This is a genomic window from Actinomyces vulturis, from assembly GCF_001687305.1.
GTDB lineage: Bacteria > Actinomycetota > Actinomycetes > Actinomycetales > Actinomycetaceae > Actinomyces > Actinomyces vulturis.
The window spans coordinates 339,351-352,708 of sequence record NZ_KV700386.1 but is presented as its reverse complement, the minus strand read 5'-3'; the positions used below and the strand labels follow the sequence as shown (position 1 = coordinate 352,708).

11 protein-coding genes and 1 pseudogene are annotated in these 13,358 nt (G+C 48.6%); 8 read left to right on the top strand and 4 right to left on the bottom strand.

Annotated elements, in window-relative coordinates:
* Positions 1-152: 152 nt before the first annotated feature.
* A pseudogene (locus A9753_RS09620) lies at positions 153-1,364 on the top strand (IS3 family transposase).
* A gap of 648 nt (positions 1,365-2,012) precedes the next feature.
* Positions 2,013-4,946 (top strand): type II CRISPR RNA-guided endonuclease Cas9, encoded by a 2,934-nt coding sequence (cas9, locus tag A9753_RS10170; protein ID WP_067781052.1) that lies wholly within the window; start codon positions 2,013-2,015, stop codon positions 4,944-4,946.
* A 682-nt stretch (positions 4,947-5,628) separates the two neighbouring features.
* On the opposite strand, the gene A9753_RS10110 is transcribed toward cas9, so the two are convergent.
* From A9753_RS10110 to A9753_RS09775, 4 genes are read right to left on the bottom strand one after another with little or no spacing between them, the layout of a single operon-like run.
* Positions 5,629-5,754: a hypothetical protein gene (locus A9753_RS10110; RefSeq protein ID WP_281180962.1), complete on the bottom strand. Its 126-nt coding sequence runs from the start codon at positions 5,752-5,754 to the stop codon at positions 5,629-5,631.
* 48 nt (positions 5,755-5,802) lie between these two features.
* Positions 5,803-7,092 carry an MFS transporter gene (locus tag A9753_RS04735; protein WP_067781049.1) on the bottom strand — a complete coding sequence of 430 codons (1,290 nt, stop codon included), beginning with the start codon at positions 7,090-7,092 and terminating at the stop codon, positions 5,803-5,805.
* 1 nt (position 7,093) lies between these two features.
* Positions 7,094-8,020, bottom strand: coding sequence for a YcaO-like family protein (locus tag A9753_RS04730; protein ID WP_176702733.1), 927 nt, complete (start codon positions 8,018-8,020; stop codon positions 7,094-7,096).
* A complete protein-coding gene (locus A9753_RS09775) occupies positions 7,977-8,321 on the bottom strand; it encodes a hypothetical protein (protein ID WP_176702732.1) in 345 nt (114 codons plus the stop codon). The genes A9753_RS04730 and A9753_RS09775 overlap by 44 nt, the downstream gene beginning before the upstream one ends.
* Before the next feature lie 419 nt (positions 8,322-8,740).
* Here A9753_RS09775 and A9753_RS09770 point away from each other — a divergent pair, with 419 nt between their 5' ends.
* The 6 genes from A9753_RS09770 to A9753_RS04700 form a co-directional block, all read left to right on the top strand.
* Positions 8,741-8,893: a hypothetical protein gene (locus tag A9753_RS09770; protein ID WP_176702731.1), complete on the top strand. Its 153-nt coding sequence runs from the start codon at positions 8,741-8,743 to the stop codon at positions 8,891-8,893.
* 271 nt (positions 8,894-9,164) lie between these two features.
* On the top strand, positions 9,165-10,373 hold the full coding sequence (locus A9753_RS04720; protein WP_083090311.1) for an MFS transporter: 1,209 nt from the start codon (positions 9,165-9,167) through the stop codon (positions 10,371-10,373).
* Between the two features lie 469 nt (positions 10,374-10,842).
* Positions 10,843-11,145 carry a hypothetical protein gene (locus A9753_RS09935; protein WP_067781037.1) on the top strand — a complete coding sequence of 101 codons (303 nt, stop codon included), beginning with the start codon at positions 10,843-10,845 and terminating at the stop codon, positions 11,143-11,145.
* A 95-nt stretch (positions 11,146-11,240) separates the two neighbouring features.
* Entirely contained in the window at positions 11,241-11,516 is a 276-nt protein-coding gene (locus A9753_RS04710; RefSeq protein WP_067781034.1) for a hypothetical protein, read from the top strand.
* A gap of 568 nt (positions 11,517-12,084) precedes the next feature.
* The gene (gene pyrR / locus A9753_RS04705) at positions 12,085-12,618 is read left to right on the top strand and encodes a bifunctional pyr operon transcriptional regulator/uracil phosphoribosyltransferase PyrR (RefSeq protein WP_245637370.1); all 534 of its coding nucleotides are present in this window, start codon (positions 12,085-12,087) and stop codon (positions 12,616-12,618) included.
* A 24-nt stretch (positions 12,619-12,642) separates the two neighbouring features.
* The coding region (locus tag A9753_RS04700; protein WP_245637365.1) for an aspartate carbamoyltransferase catalytic subunit at positions 12,643-13,358 on the top strand (716 nt) is incomplete at its 3' end.

Genomic DNA, 13,358 nt, shown 5'->3' with positions numbered 1-13,358 from the left:
GCGTGATTTAGCCCGTGACACACTCGGGCTAACAAACAGCGACAAGGCACAGTCTGGCGTTGGACAAATCACCACGTTCAACCAACTCGGGTTCAAGGGGATCTGATTCGCCCTGGGTTTTGTTCCGATCCATGACCTGAGAGGATCTGAACATAACCAGCAAATACACGCCTGATATGCGAGCTAAGGCAGTGCGTCTGGCTGTGGAAGGCATCAGCAAAGAAAAATGCAGCATCGATGCTGCCTGTAGGGAGGCCCCCCCCAGATTGGGGTTTCACCCCCACACGCTGCGTAACTAGCTCAAAGCATCCAGAGCAACACATCAGCCCACCAAAGAGATGAGCTGTTACGAGTTGGCTGTCGAAGTGAAGGAACTACGTGCCAAACTGTCTGAAATGCAGCGAGCCAACGAGATTTTGAAAGCGGCATCGGCTTTTTTCCTAGCAGAACTCTCCCGTCCCGGCCCGCGATGATCCGCTTTATCGATGAACACAAGGATCGTTACGGGGTCGAGTTGATTTGCCGGACACTACGTGAACACCTCAAAGGCAGGTTCATCACCTCGCGTGCTTACCGGTACGCCAAGACCAGGCCGCGTAGCGCCCGCACTATTCGTGATGATCAAGCAGGTGCATGAGGACAACTACAGCGTCTACGGCGCGGTCAAACTTACCCAAGCCCTACGTCGTGAAGGCTGGCACCTGGGAAGTGACCAGGTGGCGCGTTTGATGAAGATCGCTGGTATTCGTGGGGTGATCCGTGGTCGGGGCGTGAAAACCACCCTCTCTCGCGGCGGCAAGGATGATCGCCCGGATCTAGTCAAGCGTCAGTTCCGTGCTGATGGCCCTAACCAGTTGTGGGTGGCTGACATTACCTATGTGCGTGTACGCACGGGGTTTGTGTACACGGCTTTCGTCACGGACGTGTTTAGTCGCAAAATCGTGGGGTGGGCTGTGCGTACCTCCATGAAAACAGAGGCTTTGCCTCTAGAGGCGCTTAATCATGCCTTAGCGTGTGCTACTGGGGACATGAGCCAGTTGGTGCATCACAGTGATCGTGGCAGCCAGTACGTATCCCATCTCTACACTGAGCATCTGCGACAGCAGGGAATCAAACTTTCTGTTGGGACAACAGGTGATTCTTACGATAACGCCATGGCTGAGAGTGTCAATGGCCTATACAAGACCGAGTTGATTTATTCGCGGTAGTGGAACAGTGCTTTTGAGGTGGAGTATGAGACGATGAGCTGGGTTCATTGGTGGAACACTAAGCGTCTTCACGGTGAACTTGGTTTATGTACACCCCAGGAGGTGGAAGAGGAGTATTATGCCGATGACACCGCCCGGGTGTTAGCGACCCAATGACGGAACAAAACCCAGGGCGAATCAGACTGGTGTTGGATTTCAGGTCTGTAGCCCCTCGGGTTACACCGCCTTGCCAAGTTCGTCGATGAAGTCCAGTTGGATTTCAGATCTGTAGCCCCTCGGGTTACACCATCACCGTCAGGAGGCTCAAGTGAGGGAGTTGGATTTCAGATCTGTAGCCCCTCGGGTTACACCCCTCCGGCGTGTAAATAACACCGGATAGGTTGGATTTCAGGTCTGTAGCCCCTCGGGTTACACCAGGTGGCAGGCCCACCAGGTAGAACGGAGTTGGATTTCAGGTCTGTAGCCCCTCGGGTTACACCAGGCCATAGCGCGGCACGTTCAACGTCAGTTGGATTTCAGGTCTGTAGCCCCTCGGGTTACACCGTGAACACTGCTAACAGTGGACACGTGCGTTGGATTTCAGGTCTGTAGCCCCTCGGGTTACACCTGAGATCCAATAACCTCTAGCAATAGAGGGACATTCCCCATCTCACTGTGGGTGGGAGCATTACCCCCGCTAGGCATCGACCTAGTGGGGGTAAGCAAATTCTTGGAGCGCTTTTGCTGCATGTTTCAATAATATTCATCGGCCAACACACTCCGACCATGAGTGAATTGTCAGTTACTTCAGAGAGGACAACCACCGTGGAATACGTAATCGGCATTGACGCAGGAATCCGATCACTGGGCTTTTCAGCAGTCCAGTACGCAGACGGTAAGCCTGTCAACATTTTGGAAGCTTACACTCAACTCCACGACGGGGGAGTGTCACCGCGCGATGAAAAAACAAAGGTCAGCCGCCGCCACAACAACGGCCTGGCACGCCGTGCGCGTAACGCTAAAAAGACTCGTAAGCAACGTCTCAAGGCACTAGATAATCTTCTTGACCGCCTGGGTTTGCCTGAAACCGATATTCCAGGAGACCAGTTCTGGTCTGTTCGTGCACAACTCATGGAACGCTACATTGACAACGACACAGAGCGTCTAGGAAAGATCCGCGCCGTTGTTCGTCACATGGCGCGCCACCGTGGCTGGCGCAACTCATATCAGAATGTGCAGTCCATTGATCCGCTTGCACAGACACCCGTCTCTACGGCGCTTGCTGACACCATCTACCGTTCAATCAGCCAGTATGCTGCACAAAACGGCGGCATTCGTGGAAGCCGCAACTGCCAGAATGTGCCGTTCAACTCCATGCGTCAAAGCGACAACCTGGCAGAGTTGAACACAATCTTTGCCACACAACACTTTGATCAAGACAGTGCACGTGAGATTGTGCAGGCTGTGTTCTTCCAAAAGAGTCCACGTGGCTCTCATGTTGAAAACGTCGGCTACGATCAACTGCCCGGAATGACCGATAAGCCCCGTGCAAGCAAGGCAAGTTTGGCTTTCCAGGAGTTTCGTATCCTGCACACGTTAAGCAACCTGAAAGTGAAAGACGCTCACGACGAGCGTTCTTTGACTCTCGATGAGATTGAGAACGTGTCTGACTTTCTTTTCTACGAGGCTGATGAGAACGTCTCATGGTCTGACGTTGAAGCCGTCATTGGGCTAGGCGAGAACGAATCCTTGACCGGCTACTCTTTCAAGCGCGGTTTTTCTCGCCCTCCGTTCAACACCACGTTCAAAGAACTGCGTCGCAATGACAGCATTTTCGCTGGACAAGATGAAGACGTTCTTGAAGCGGTTGTTGATTTGCTCATTGATCAGCGCAGCAGTGACCTGGCCGAAGATTTTCTTAGCCGTTTAGACGACAGCGAACTTTCTTCATTAGATTCGTTGCGCTTTGAGATTGGTCGCAGTCCATACAGTGCGGACTCGCTCAACCTCATTAACGAGGGTCTAATGAGTGGCTACACTTTGCCCTACACTCTCTACCGTTTCTTTGGCGTAGATCCCACGTGGAAGCCGCGCCCCAGCCGGTTAGATGAAAAGACCGGCAACCTGGCTGTAGACCGCGTATTGTCTTATGTCCAGTCTTTCGTTGACCACTGCACAGACACCTACGGTCAGCCAAGCAAGGTGGTTATTGAAAGCGTCAAAGACTCGTTCACCTCTGTTGCGAAAGCGCAAGAGAAGGCAAGCAAGGCCAACCGGCGCTTCCAGATCCGTCAGAACAACCATGAGCGCTTCACAGCGGAAACTGGTCAGCAGCCTTCTGTGCGTGCAATGAAACGGTGGGAGGCAGTCAAGCGTCAAAAGAATGAGTGTGTCTACTGTGGCGCGTTCATTGACTTTCACTCCTGCCAGCGCGACCACATCATTCCCCAGGCTTCTGACGCATCAAACTCTGTGGAAGAAAACCTGGTGGCCGTGTGCGCCCCATGCAACCAAGAAAAGAGCAACACTCCTTTCGCTGTGTGGGCCAAAACCACTGATCGCAAAGGTGTGAGCGTCAAGGCTGCTATCAAACGGGCGAAAAAGTGGAAGTACGATAAGAGCGTTGAAACTTTTGATTCGTTCATTGCAGTGCGTAGCGGTGTTATTCGTCGGCTCTCGCTGACCTCGTATGCTGAGGTTGATAGCCGCCAAATGGCTCCGGTTGCACGGATGGCAGTTGAGATGAAAACCCGTCTCATGGACTATCTGCCGGATACTGAAGTGGTTGCATACAGTGGTGCGCTCACTCACGCCGCATGGATCGAAGGTGGTTTCTCAGAGAAGAATTGGCTTCATGGTGGTCCAGGAAAGCAGCGCGGAGACAACCGTCACCACGCACTTGATGCCATAATTTTTACGCTCATGAACGACGACATTGCTCGCGTGTTTTCCACCCAACTCAAATGGTATATCAACTCACGTAACACCGACATTGGCCAGATGAAGTTGAGCAAAAAACAACTTCAAGCAATCGAATCGTTCAAGGAGCGTAGTGCTCACATGATCACGCTGATTGATGAAAACATCGGCTCGATTGATGTACGCACGCCGGTTCGCAAAAAGTTGTACTCAGGCAGCGTTCATGAAGACACAATCAAGCCTTTTGACCGTAGTCTCAAACTGACTGACAAACTTTCTGCCAGCGACATTAAGCGCGCTGCAACACCGCAGCTCTATGATTTCTTGACCTCGTTTGCCTCATACTCGCCCACGCGTGGCTTGCCTGCTGATGCTAACCGTCGAGCAAAAAAGCCTGTTGCTGGCCTACACAGTGACGGCACACTTGATCTGTTTGGTTCATCGAGCGCATGTGTGGCCGTGCGCGGGGGATGGGCACTCATTGGTGCAGGCGTGCACCATGTGCGCATTTTCAAGCACAAGGACCGCTACATTTTCCAGCGCGTGTTCACCAGCGATCTTGCTGGCAAAAAGGGTTCGCTGTTCTATGCGAAGTTGCCCAAGTCATCTATGACCATGCGCCAGTTATCCACAAAAGACGCTCTGGCCATTCATTCTGGCGACGCTAAGCGCATTGGCGCGCTCCAACTCGGTTCAAAGGCACAAGTCAATGGACGGACATGGATCGTGCGCGCATGCAATAGCGGCAAACTGGTTCTTGAAAACCCCTATGATAAGAGCGAGACAACTATCGTGCGTTGCCCGTCAGTGACAGACTTGGCTCTGGCTGTTGGATTTTAGGTCTGTAGCCCCTCGGGTTACACCTACACCATCGCTTATTGCCGCACAGATTGTTGGATTTCAGCTCTGTAGCCCCTCGGGTTACACCCCGGGCAAAAAATATAGAGTGTGTGATTGTTGGATTTCAGCTCTGTAGCCCCTCGGGTTACACCCCGTGATCGATGACCTCGTGCCCGTGCTGTTGGATTTCAGCTCTGTAGCCCCTCGGGTTACACCATGGCCGGATATGTTCACCACCAGCGCGGTTGGATTTCAGCTCTGTAGCCCCTCGGGTTACACCTGAGATCCAACAACCTCTAGCAATAGAGGGACATTCCCCATCTCACTGTGGGTGGGAGCATTACCCCCGCTAGGCATCGACCTAGTGGGGGTAAGCAAATTCTTAGATATTTGGTCGGCTGCAGAAAATGTTTACTCTCAAAACTTTTCCCGATCATAATTAAGGCAGGTGTCAGCGCAATATTAATAAGACTTTCTCGCAAGAAATAACAACGAGAAAATTGATCGCACTAAAAATGCACATTCTTATATATGTAGACATAATAAACGACTCTGAAGTATATGGGGAATGTATTTAAATAGTTGAAACTTTTTAGTAAAACTGTAATAAATAAATGCGTTGTAAACACGAGAGCACGGGCCGTCGAAGAGACGGCCCGTGCTCTCACCTCTAGTGGAGATGTCACTTAGCGGAAGTGATGGTGACTTCAGAAACCTGAGACAGCAGAGAATCGACTGCTGAGGAAGGAACTGCGTCTAAATCATCCATGAACTTTTTGGTCTTGCTCATAGACTTCGTGTTACCCATTATTACACCTCTTAACAAAAAATTGAGACAAATAAGAAACTTACGCCTTCATTCCTTCAGTGAGGTTTCAGACCTAGAATAAAAAGAGTTCGGGATTGTTACAACTAATCCAATAACAGTCCAAAGACCAACTGCAATGAGCAAAGAAACTGTTGGATTAAATGCCAAATCAGTGAAATATCCAACTTGTAAACCAATTAGAGTGCCCACTGCTCCAAACGAATATGACCAACTCATGATTCGAGCAAATTGCTTACCTTTAAATACTACTTGTCGATAAGTCTCAAGTACGACAACTCGAATACGGTTAAGTACAACGATGATAAAAATAAATGACAAAATGGCAAACGAGTTGATAGTAGCAAAATGAGTATATGCAACAAAAGACATGATCAGTGCGGCTGCGCCAAAAGCCGTCAATCGAAGGACAAACTCAACATTTGTTTTCTTTTTAACCCATGACGCTAGTAGCGGACCGACAGCAGCGGCAACACCAAAAACGACTAATACTACACCCATCCCAGAATATGCAGATGAGACAAAGTTAGAGTCACCAATGGTACGAGCAGCCCATAAAAGGAATAATTCGCCAGTCAATGCTGAAGCTACTCTGATTAACAATGACAATAAGGGGGAAGCGGGTCCAGAGAGAAAAAGATCCTTAAAAAACCGTGCGACAGGCATAGACTCGCCCGTAGCTTGCCAGTCTTCATCATCTGACTCTTCCAAGGGAGGTGCTGCCCACTCATGACGTGCGTATAGCCGAAATGCTGCACCACCTAATGACAGAAATATGTTTGCTACTAAAAGAGTCACGATTGACATTGACGCGAAATATGAACCTAAAGGTCCACCAACCACGAAACCCAAAGTTGCAACGGCGGAATATAAAAATGCGTTGAACCCAAGAGCAATATCTTCATCTACGTCAGCAAGAACAGCCCCATAGAACTCATCGGCGATGTCACTTATTGGTGCTAAGAGAGAATCAACTAGCACGAATAGAGTTAAGACAATTGCTGACGGAAGAGTGTTAGTAACGATTAGAATCACAGCAACAAAACTCAATAGAGTTTCGGCTAAATCCACTCCGATCAATGCACTGTCCGGGCTGTAGCGTGAAACCACTCGTGCGTACAGTGGAAAGAAAAACACAGCAATTTGTTCAAGCGTCTTAATTGCAACAAGGAAACCCACTGCAACAAGTCCGGCGGCAGTCGTTGCATCAAAACCTGCTTCGACAACTGAATTACCAAAAGCACTGGCAATAAGACCAGCAATCATCAACCTTCTTACGCGAATAAGTTGATTCTTTTTTTTCAAAGATAAAGAAGTCATTCTATTCCTCAAGTAAAAACCGGATATTTTCTTCATTTCGCAATCTTCCTAAAAGAAGAATTGGTTGATTGAAAATGAGATTATTCAAAGTTTCAAGACCTAGAACTACAACATGGGATACAACAACACTCCCTGCGGCAATGTCGTCGCGCCAAATGCACCTAGCCATTGGCGAATACCCACGATCTCGTAATTGCTTAACGGAACTTATTTCTATTGAGTCTTCAATAGAGATAATAGATGCTTCAGTTCGCGGAGATATATCGAAGAATCTTGATGCCAACTTTGCCATATTTGGATACTTCTCTAAGTTATCCGGAAAATCAGCGCCATTGTCCGCCCAGGCTGACCCGATGCTAATAGGATAGTGGATTTGCTGTAATTCGGTAGTAGCCCTTTGAATCGCAGTTTTCAACGAAGAAGAGCACCCAAAGCCCAACTCAGCTTCTCCATTAGGCTCTCTCTGATGCCGCGCACACCACGAAAGATGCTTCAGACGCGAGTAAAAAAGAACTCCGTTTTTCCCTTTTCCTACTGTCAATTCATCGAATAACTGACGTTCATCGGTTCCTTCTTCGGGTAAGAAAATCTTCCAAGATTTTCTCCCCATATTCATATCAAGAAGAAATTGACTTTCGTCATCACGTTCAATGACTTCATTAATCGCATGAAGTGTCGTATCTGACCAGCACGCACCAGATGCAGTGCCTGTGTTTGTGACATAGCCACTAAGCGCCAATAGATTCCCCATATCGGAGGATAGTTCCGTACTCACATCACAAGTAATACGGGGATACAAAACAAGTTTATCCAGATTTAACGAGGAGTCATCATTAAGTTCATAGAAAACTGTTAGTGGCTGTGTTGTACCGTTCGATAATTGTTTAACTAGCGCGTATCCAAGGTCTAACAATTCGATTTTCATCATTATCGACAAAAACATAGTCGTGATTGTCGGGTTTTTGCCCTGGAAGTTTTTGTGAAATTGCCGCATGTTCAATAGCCTCAAAAACCGCGGAGGCAATTGAGGCATCACCGTATCCTTTTCCTGATGCCTGAGATAGTCTCTTTCCTTCAGAATCCACCAAGGCGGAAGAAACTGTGATCGATCTGGTTGCCTCAGATGCACAAACAATCTCGTAATTGATGTTCAGGTTGTGTAAAACAGCCCAAGACACTGCAATCTTAAGTGCATCGCCTACTCCAACAGTTCTTTCATCTACACGCACAAGGTTTCCAACCTCTTAGACCATTAATACGTTAGCACACTAATTTGGGATTAGGGTAATTCGTCGCGAACTTCCAGAAATCCAACAGTCCTTAAAGATGAATAGAATTACGAGAGCGAACTGTGAATTCGACACACGGCTCTTCCCTGCGACTCAGAGATGTGCGCTGCGCTTGCAGAATTTTTCTGACCACCAAACCTTCAATATTTTTGTTCTCCGTCGCATTTGACTGTGCCCCTCGGGTTACACCTGAGATCCAATAACCTCTAGCAATAGAGGAACATCTCCCCATCTCACTGTGAGTGGCAGCATTACCCCCGCTAGGTATCGATCTAGTGGGGGGGGGGTAAGCAAATTCTTGTGACACTTTTCCAACTATAGATAAGGCAGAAGTTCAGCCAAAAGTAAGAAGGTTCCCCATGGATAACAACAGCGAACAAGCTGAGCGTAAGCAAGAACTGGGTAGCACGATACAGGAGGCATACGCCAATGAAGGCGTTGAGCGGACCACGTCTGACGACGACTTTCATTCATTGATGAAACAAGTGCGCCTATCTCATGCCAGCAGTTGAACTGCATGACTCAGACATGCGTGCTGCGCTTGCATCTCATTGAAACTGAGAAACTAGAGCATAGAAGTTCCGCACCATTAGATCAATTGATATTAAAATGTCGCAACGAGGTTCTTATTTCTGATAATATTCAAACTCCGGGAATTAGATACCATTACGACGTATATAAAGAACTTGTTGCTCAGTTATCTTCACAAGATAAACCAACGTGTTCTTCTCGACTCCGAGCTGCGGGGCAAATGTTTCTAATTCAAACTCAGAAGTAACATTCATGCGATCAATATACCTACGTTTATATACAGCCACTTTCCTTAATATATTCTCTGACTCAATTGCATCAGTGGCTTTACCTCTAGCTTTTCTCGTCCAAACTGGTTCGGTAAGTTTGGCAGCCACATTAACCGCTGCAACATCGCTAACACAATTACTTTTATCTGTTCCATTGAGCGCAGTAGCAGATCGACTTCCTCGTAAACCTCTCGTTATCACTGCATATGCCATTGAAGCGTTCAGTTTACTCCTTCTAGTCATTCTGCTGTTTAATCACTTCGCCTCTTTTCCGTTGATTGTGGGTTTAGGAATGTTACGAGGTGCTGTGAGCCAATTGGGTATATCTGCATCTGCTGGATACATACCTCAAATGCTCGGTCGGGAATCAATGCTTCATTATAATTCGCGTGTTGAGACTGTAGAGGGGGTTAGTGCGATAGGTGGGCCAACCGTCGCTGGGGCCTTAACATCATTTCTTGGTGGCCCATTAACTATGCTTGTGCCAGCATGTCTTTCAGCTATTAACGGATTTCTATATATTTTACTTCCATCGGTAGACTTACCGAAAAATGAAAAACAGAATATTGAGATCAATATTGTCAGACAATTAGTTTTAGATCTTAAAGATGGTTTCGCTTTCATTATCAGCGATCGCGTTCTAGGATCCATGATCCTCGTTCAATTCATATTAGGTTTCACCACCACTAGTTATGTCTTCGGCATTATTACGTATCTAAAAAATGGCTTAGGGCTAAGTTCTGTGCTTACTGGCGTTTTCATGGCCGCTAGTGGAGTTGGTGGAATTTTAGCATCACTAACTTTAGAAAAAATTTTTCCACTTTCAGAATTTAAAAAAGTTTTAATCATTTCCTTGTGCGGCGTTGGTCTGATTATTGGCCTTTTCCCGTTTATGCATATCATTATGTTAGTGCCTGTCCTGCTATTTATGCTTGATTTCTTCTGGACAGGGCTTTTTATTTATGCAGGATCGCTTGAACAATGCCGAACTGATGATTCGAAACTAGCTCGAGTTGATGCTGTCAGTTCCACTGCATTTACGCTAGCGGCCACGATTTCCGCTTCTATCGCAGCGGCCATTATTCCGCGCTTTGGAGTTTCACTTTATATGCCGCTAATCGCATCATCGGTACTGTTACCCGTATTCTCCTTGTTCAGAATTTACACAAATGAGCAAGAAACCTGCAACTAATACCGACATTTGTTAATTCAAAAGTCTTTGTGAATTAATCCACCGTTAGCATCTTTTCTAAAATGTCAATAGTTAAGTCCTCGCCGAACGGCATAGTAACCTACAAGAATTTTAAGAAGCACAGCACAATATCGTAGTTTGGAGAACAAAAGCCCGCGACGAATCAACTTTGCATGAGACTATCTACTACTAGATGTCACAATTATACCGTTTTGGTATAATTGTGACATAGAACCGAACATTAAATATCGAGATGTTTTACGCGAAATCGCGCTCGATCAGTATAGTTACGTATCGACGAAGGACGCTATAGTTGTGGGGGTTCCAGCCATTGAGTTCCCAAAGTTGACAGCCCGAGGCGGATTGGAAAATGTCGCTTACGGAATTTATCGCGTCACTGATATTCTCCCCACTCAGTATGATCAATTTGCTGAAGCACTACTACGCGCAGGTGACGGGGCATGCTTGTATGGAGAATCTGTCTTGGCTCTGTATTGGTTTAGCAGATGTGAACCTTCATAAAATTCATGTTGCCACTCCTCGTCGTCTGCGTGCGAAAACACCGCCATTCATGGAAATCGTTCGTATGAAAGCCAAGCCACGAAACACCTTCTACGAGGGATTAGCAGCCCAACCAGTTGCTGACGCAATTCTTGCGTGTCGGGGACGAATTGAAACCTCACGCTTGCATGATGCTCTCAAAACTGCAAGAAAACAGGGTCTCGTCACCGCAGCCGAATATCAATATGTTCAGAAAGAACTACGTTCGTGAAATATGAAAGCATACCTCCAAATGTGCGTTCACTAGAACAGCGTATTCGGAATTTAGAAGGCTCTAATGGTTAAGTCCAACGTCGTCGTAATGCGATGGCATTGCTCGTGGTTAGCCAAATGCTCCCCGAAGGTGCTATCGAGGGTGGCAGCGCTACGGCTCTACGCTACGGTCGCAGCACAAGATTCACCCGCGATCTTGAGACGGCGCGAGTTCAATCCTTGGAAAAGTTTCGCAATGATTTTGAAGAGTCACTAGCCTCTGGATGGGCTGATTTTACCGGACGACTCATCCAAAAACCGGCACCTAAACCACCTGCGGTTCCAGCCGTATATGTCATGCAGCCTTTTGAGGTCAAACTCGCTTACTAAGGTAAATCATGGTGCACAGTGATCTTCGAACTTGACCACAATGAAATAGGCGATGCCGATAAACCAGAATATCGAATGTCACATGAATTGGCAGGTCTCTTTATCGAACTCGGGTTAGAAAAACCTCACCCAGTTCCTGTTATGAGAACTGATCACCAAATTGCACAGAAACTTCATGCGGTCTCTAGTCCAGGAAGTGATCGAGCGCACGATCTCGTAGACCTCCAACTACTCGTGGCCGAAGAGAAACCTGATTTTTCAGAGGTAGCTATAGGGGGTCGCGGGGTCAAATCCCGCCAGCCAACAGTGAAAGAAAACCGTCGCACAACGCGGCGGTTTTTCTGTTTCTTACTCGAGCGTCATCTCCTTGTATCTCCCGGCTCAGATCACTCACGATGTGAGAGCGGCTACAAATTGTTTTGTGGGCCGTGGTTGATAGGCGTGGCGCGGGTGAAGCGTTCTATAGTGAAACCACTTGATCCTTTAAGTCCGTCCAGAGAGGCGGGGAAGGAGGCCCGAAGTGGCCCATTCTGTGACAGGTGGAAAGCAGATTCTTGGAGCAGCCGAGATGACGCGTTCCCTCGTTCGAATTGCTCATGAGATTCTCGAGCGTAATGAAGGGGCCCAGGACATTGTCCTTCTGGGCATCCCCAGCGCAGGAGCACCGCTTGCTCAGCGTTTGGCTGATCTTCTCCTTATTGCGCAGCAAGAAGATCCCACTATTGATAAGCCGGTAAATGTTCCCACTGGCACCCTGGATATCACGATGTACCGTGATGATCTTGGACGTGGCCCCATTCGCGTTCCTCAGCCCACAGTCATTCCTGACGGCGGCCTCGAGGGACGCGTTGTTGTTTTAGTAGACGATGTTCTCTACTCAGGCCGCACCATTCGTGCAGCCCTTGATGCTATTGGCGCTATTGGCCGTCCTCGCTCTGTGCAGTTGGCCGTCTTGGTAGACCGCGGTCACCGCGAACTGCCTATCCGTGCAGATTACGTAGGAAAGAACCTTCCTACCTCCCGTAAGGAGACCGTGAACGTCGAACTCACCGAACTCGGTGCCGACGAAGACCGCGTCACCATCGCACCCCAAGCCAACTAAGCATTGAGTTAAGGAACAAACACCATGAAGCACCTTCTGAGCGCGAAAGACCTCTCCTACGACGAAGCAATCATGCTTCTCGACACCGCAGAAACCATGGCCGCTACCCAGCAGCATGCTGTGAAGAAACTGCCCACTCTACGTGGCAAGACTGTGGTCAATATGTTCTTCGAGGACTCCACCCGTACCCGCCTGTCCTTCGAAGCTGCCGCCAAGCGCTTGAGCGCTGACGTCATCAACTTTTCGGGCAAGGGTTCCTCCCTGTCCAAGGGTGAATCCCTCAAGGACACTGCCCAGACCCTCCAGGCTATGGGTGCAGACGCCGTGGTGGTGCGTCACAGCGCATCTGGCGCCGCACATCTGCTCGCCTACGCTGGCTGGATTAACGTGCCGATCCTTAACGGTGGCGACGGCACCCACCAGCACCCCACCCAGACTCTTCTGGACGCCATGACCTTCCGCCGCTGGTTCGATGCTGGTGAGAACGAAGGCAAGCCCGCGCCCAAGGGCAAGGACCTTAAGGGCGCCAAGTTGATCATCGTGGGCGACGTGCTCCACTCTCGCGTGGCACGCTCCAACGTGGACCTCATGACCACTCTCGGTGCTGAGGTCACCCTCGTTGCTCCTCCCACCCTCCTGCCCGTGGGCATGGAGAACTGGCCCTGCAAGGTTATGTATGACCTCGACGAAGCCATCGCAACTATCCAGCCTGACGGCATCATGATGCTCCGCGTGCGAAC

Coding starts and splice junctions, on each gene's coding strand:
- A9753_RS09935 (WP_067781037.1), top strand. CDS start 10,843: ATGGAGAATCTGTCTTGGCTCTGTATTGGTTTAGCAGATGTGAACCTT.
- A9753_RS09770 (WP_176702731.1), top strand. CDS start 8,741: ATGGATAACAACAGCGAACAAGCTGAGCGTAAGCAAGAACTGGGTAGC.
- A9753_RS04710 (WP_067781034.1), top strand. CDS start 11,241: ATGGCATTGCTCGTGGTTAGCCAAATGCTCCCCGAAGGTGCTATCGAG.
- A9753_RS04720 (WP_083090311.1), top strand. CDS start 9,165: ATGCGATCAATATACCTACGTTTATATACAGCCACTTTCCTTAATATA.
- A9753_RS04735 (WP_067781049.1), bottom strand. CDS start 7,092: ATGACTTCTTTATCTTTGAAAAAAAAGAATCAACTTATTCGCGTAAGA.
- A9753_RS04730 (WP_176702733.1), bottom strand. CDS start 8,020: ATGATGAAAATCGAATTGTTAGACCTTGGATACGCGCTAGTTAAACAA.
- pyrR (WP_245637370.1), top strand. CDS start 12,085: ATGACGCGTTCCCTCGTTCGAATTGCTCATGAGATTCTCGAGCGTAAT.
- A9753_RS10110 (WP_281180962.1), bottom strand. CDS start 5,754: ATGGGTAACACGAAGTCTATGAGCAAGACCAAAAAGTTCATGGATGAT.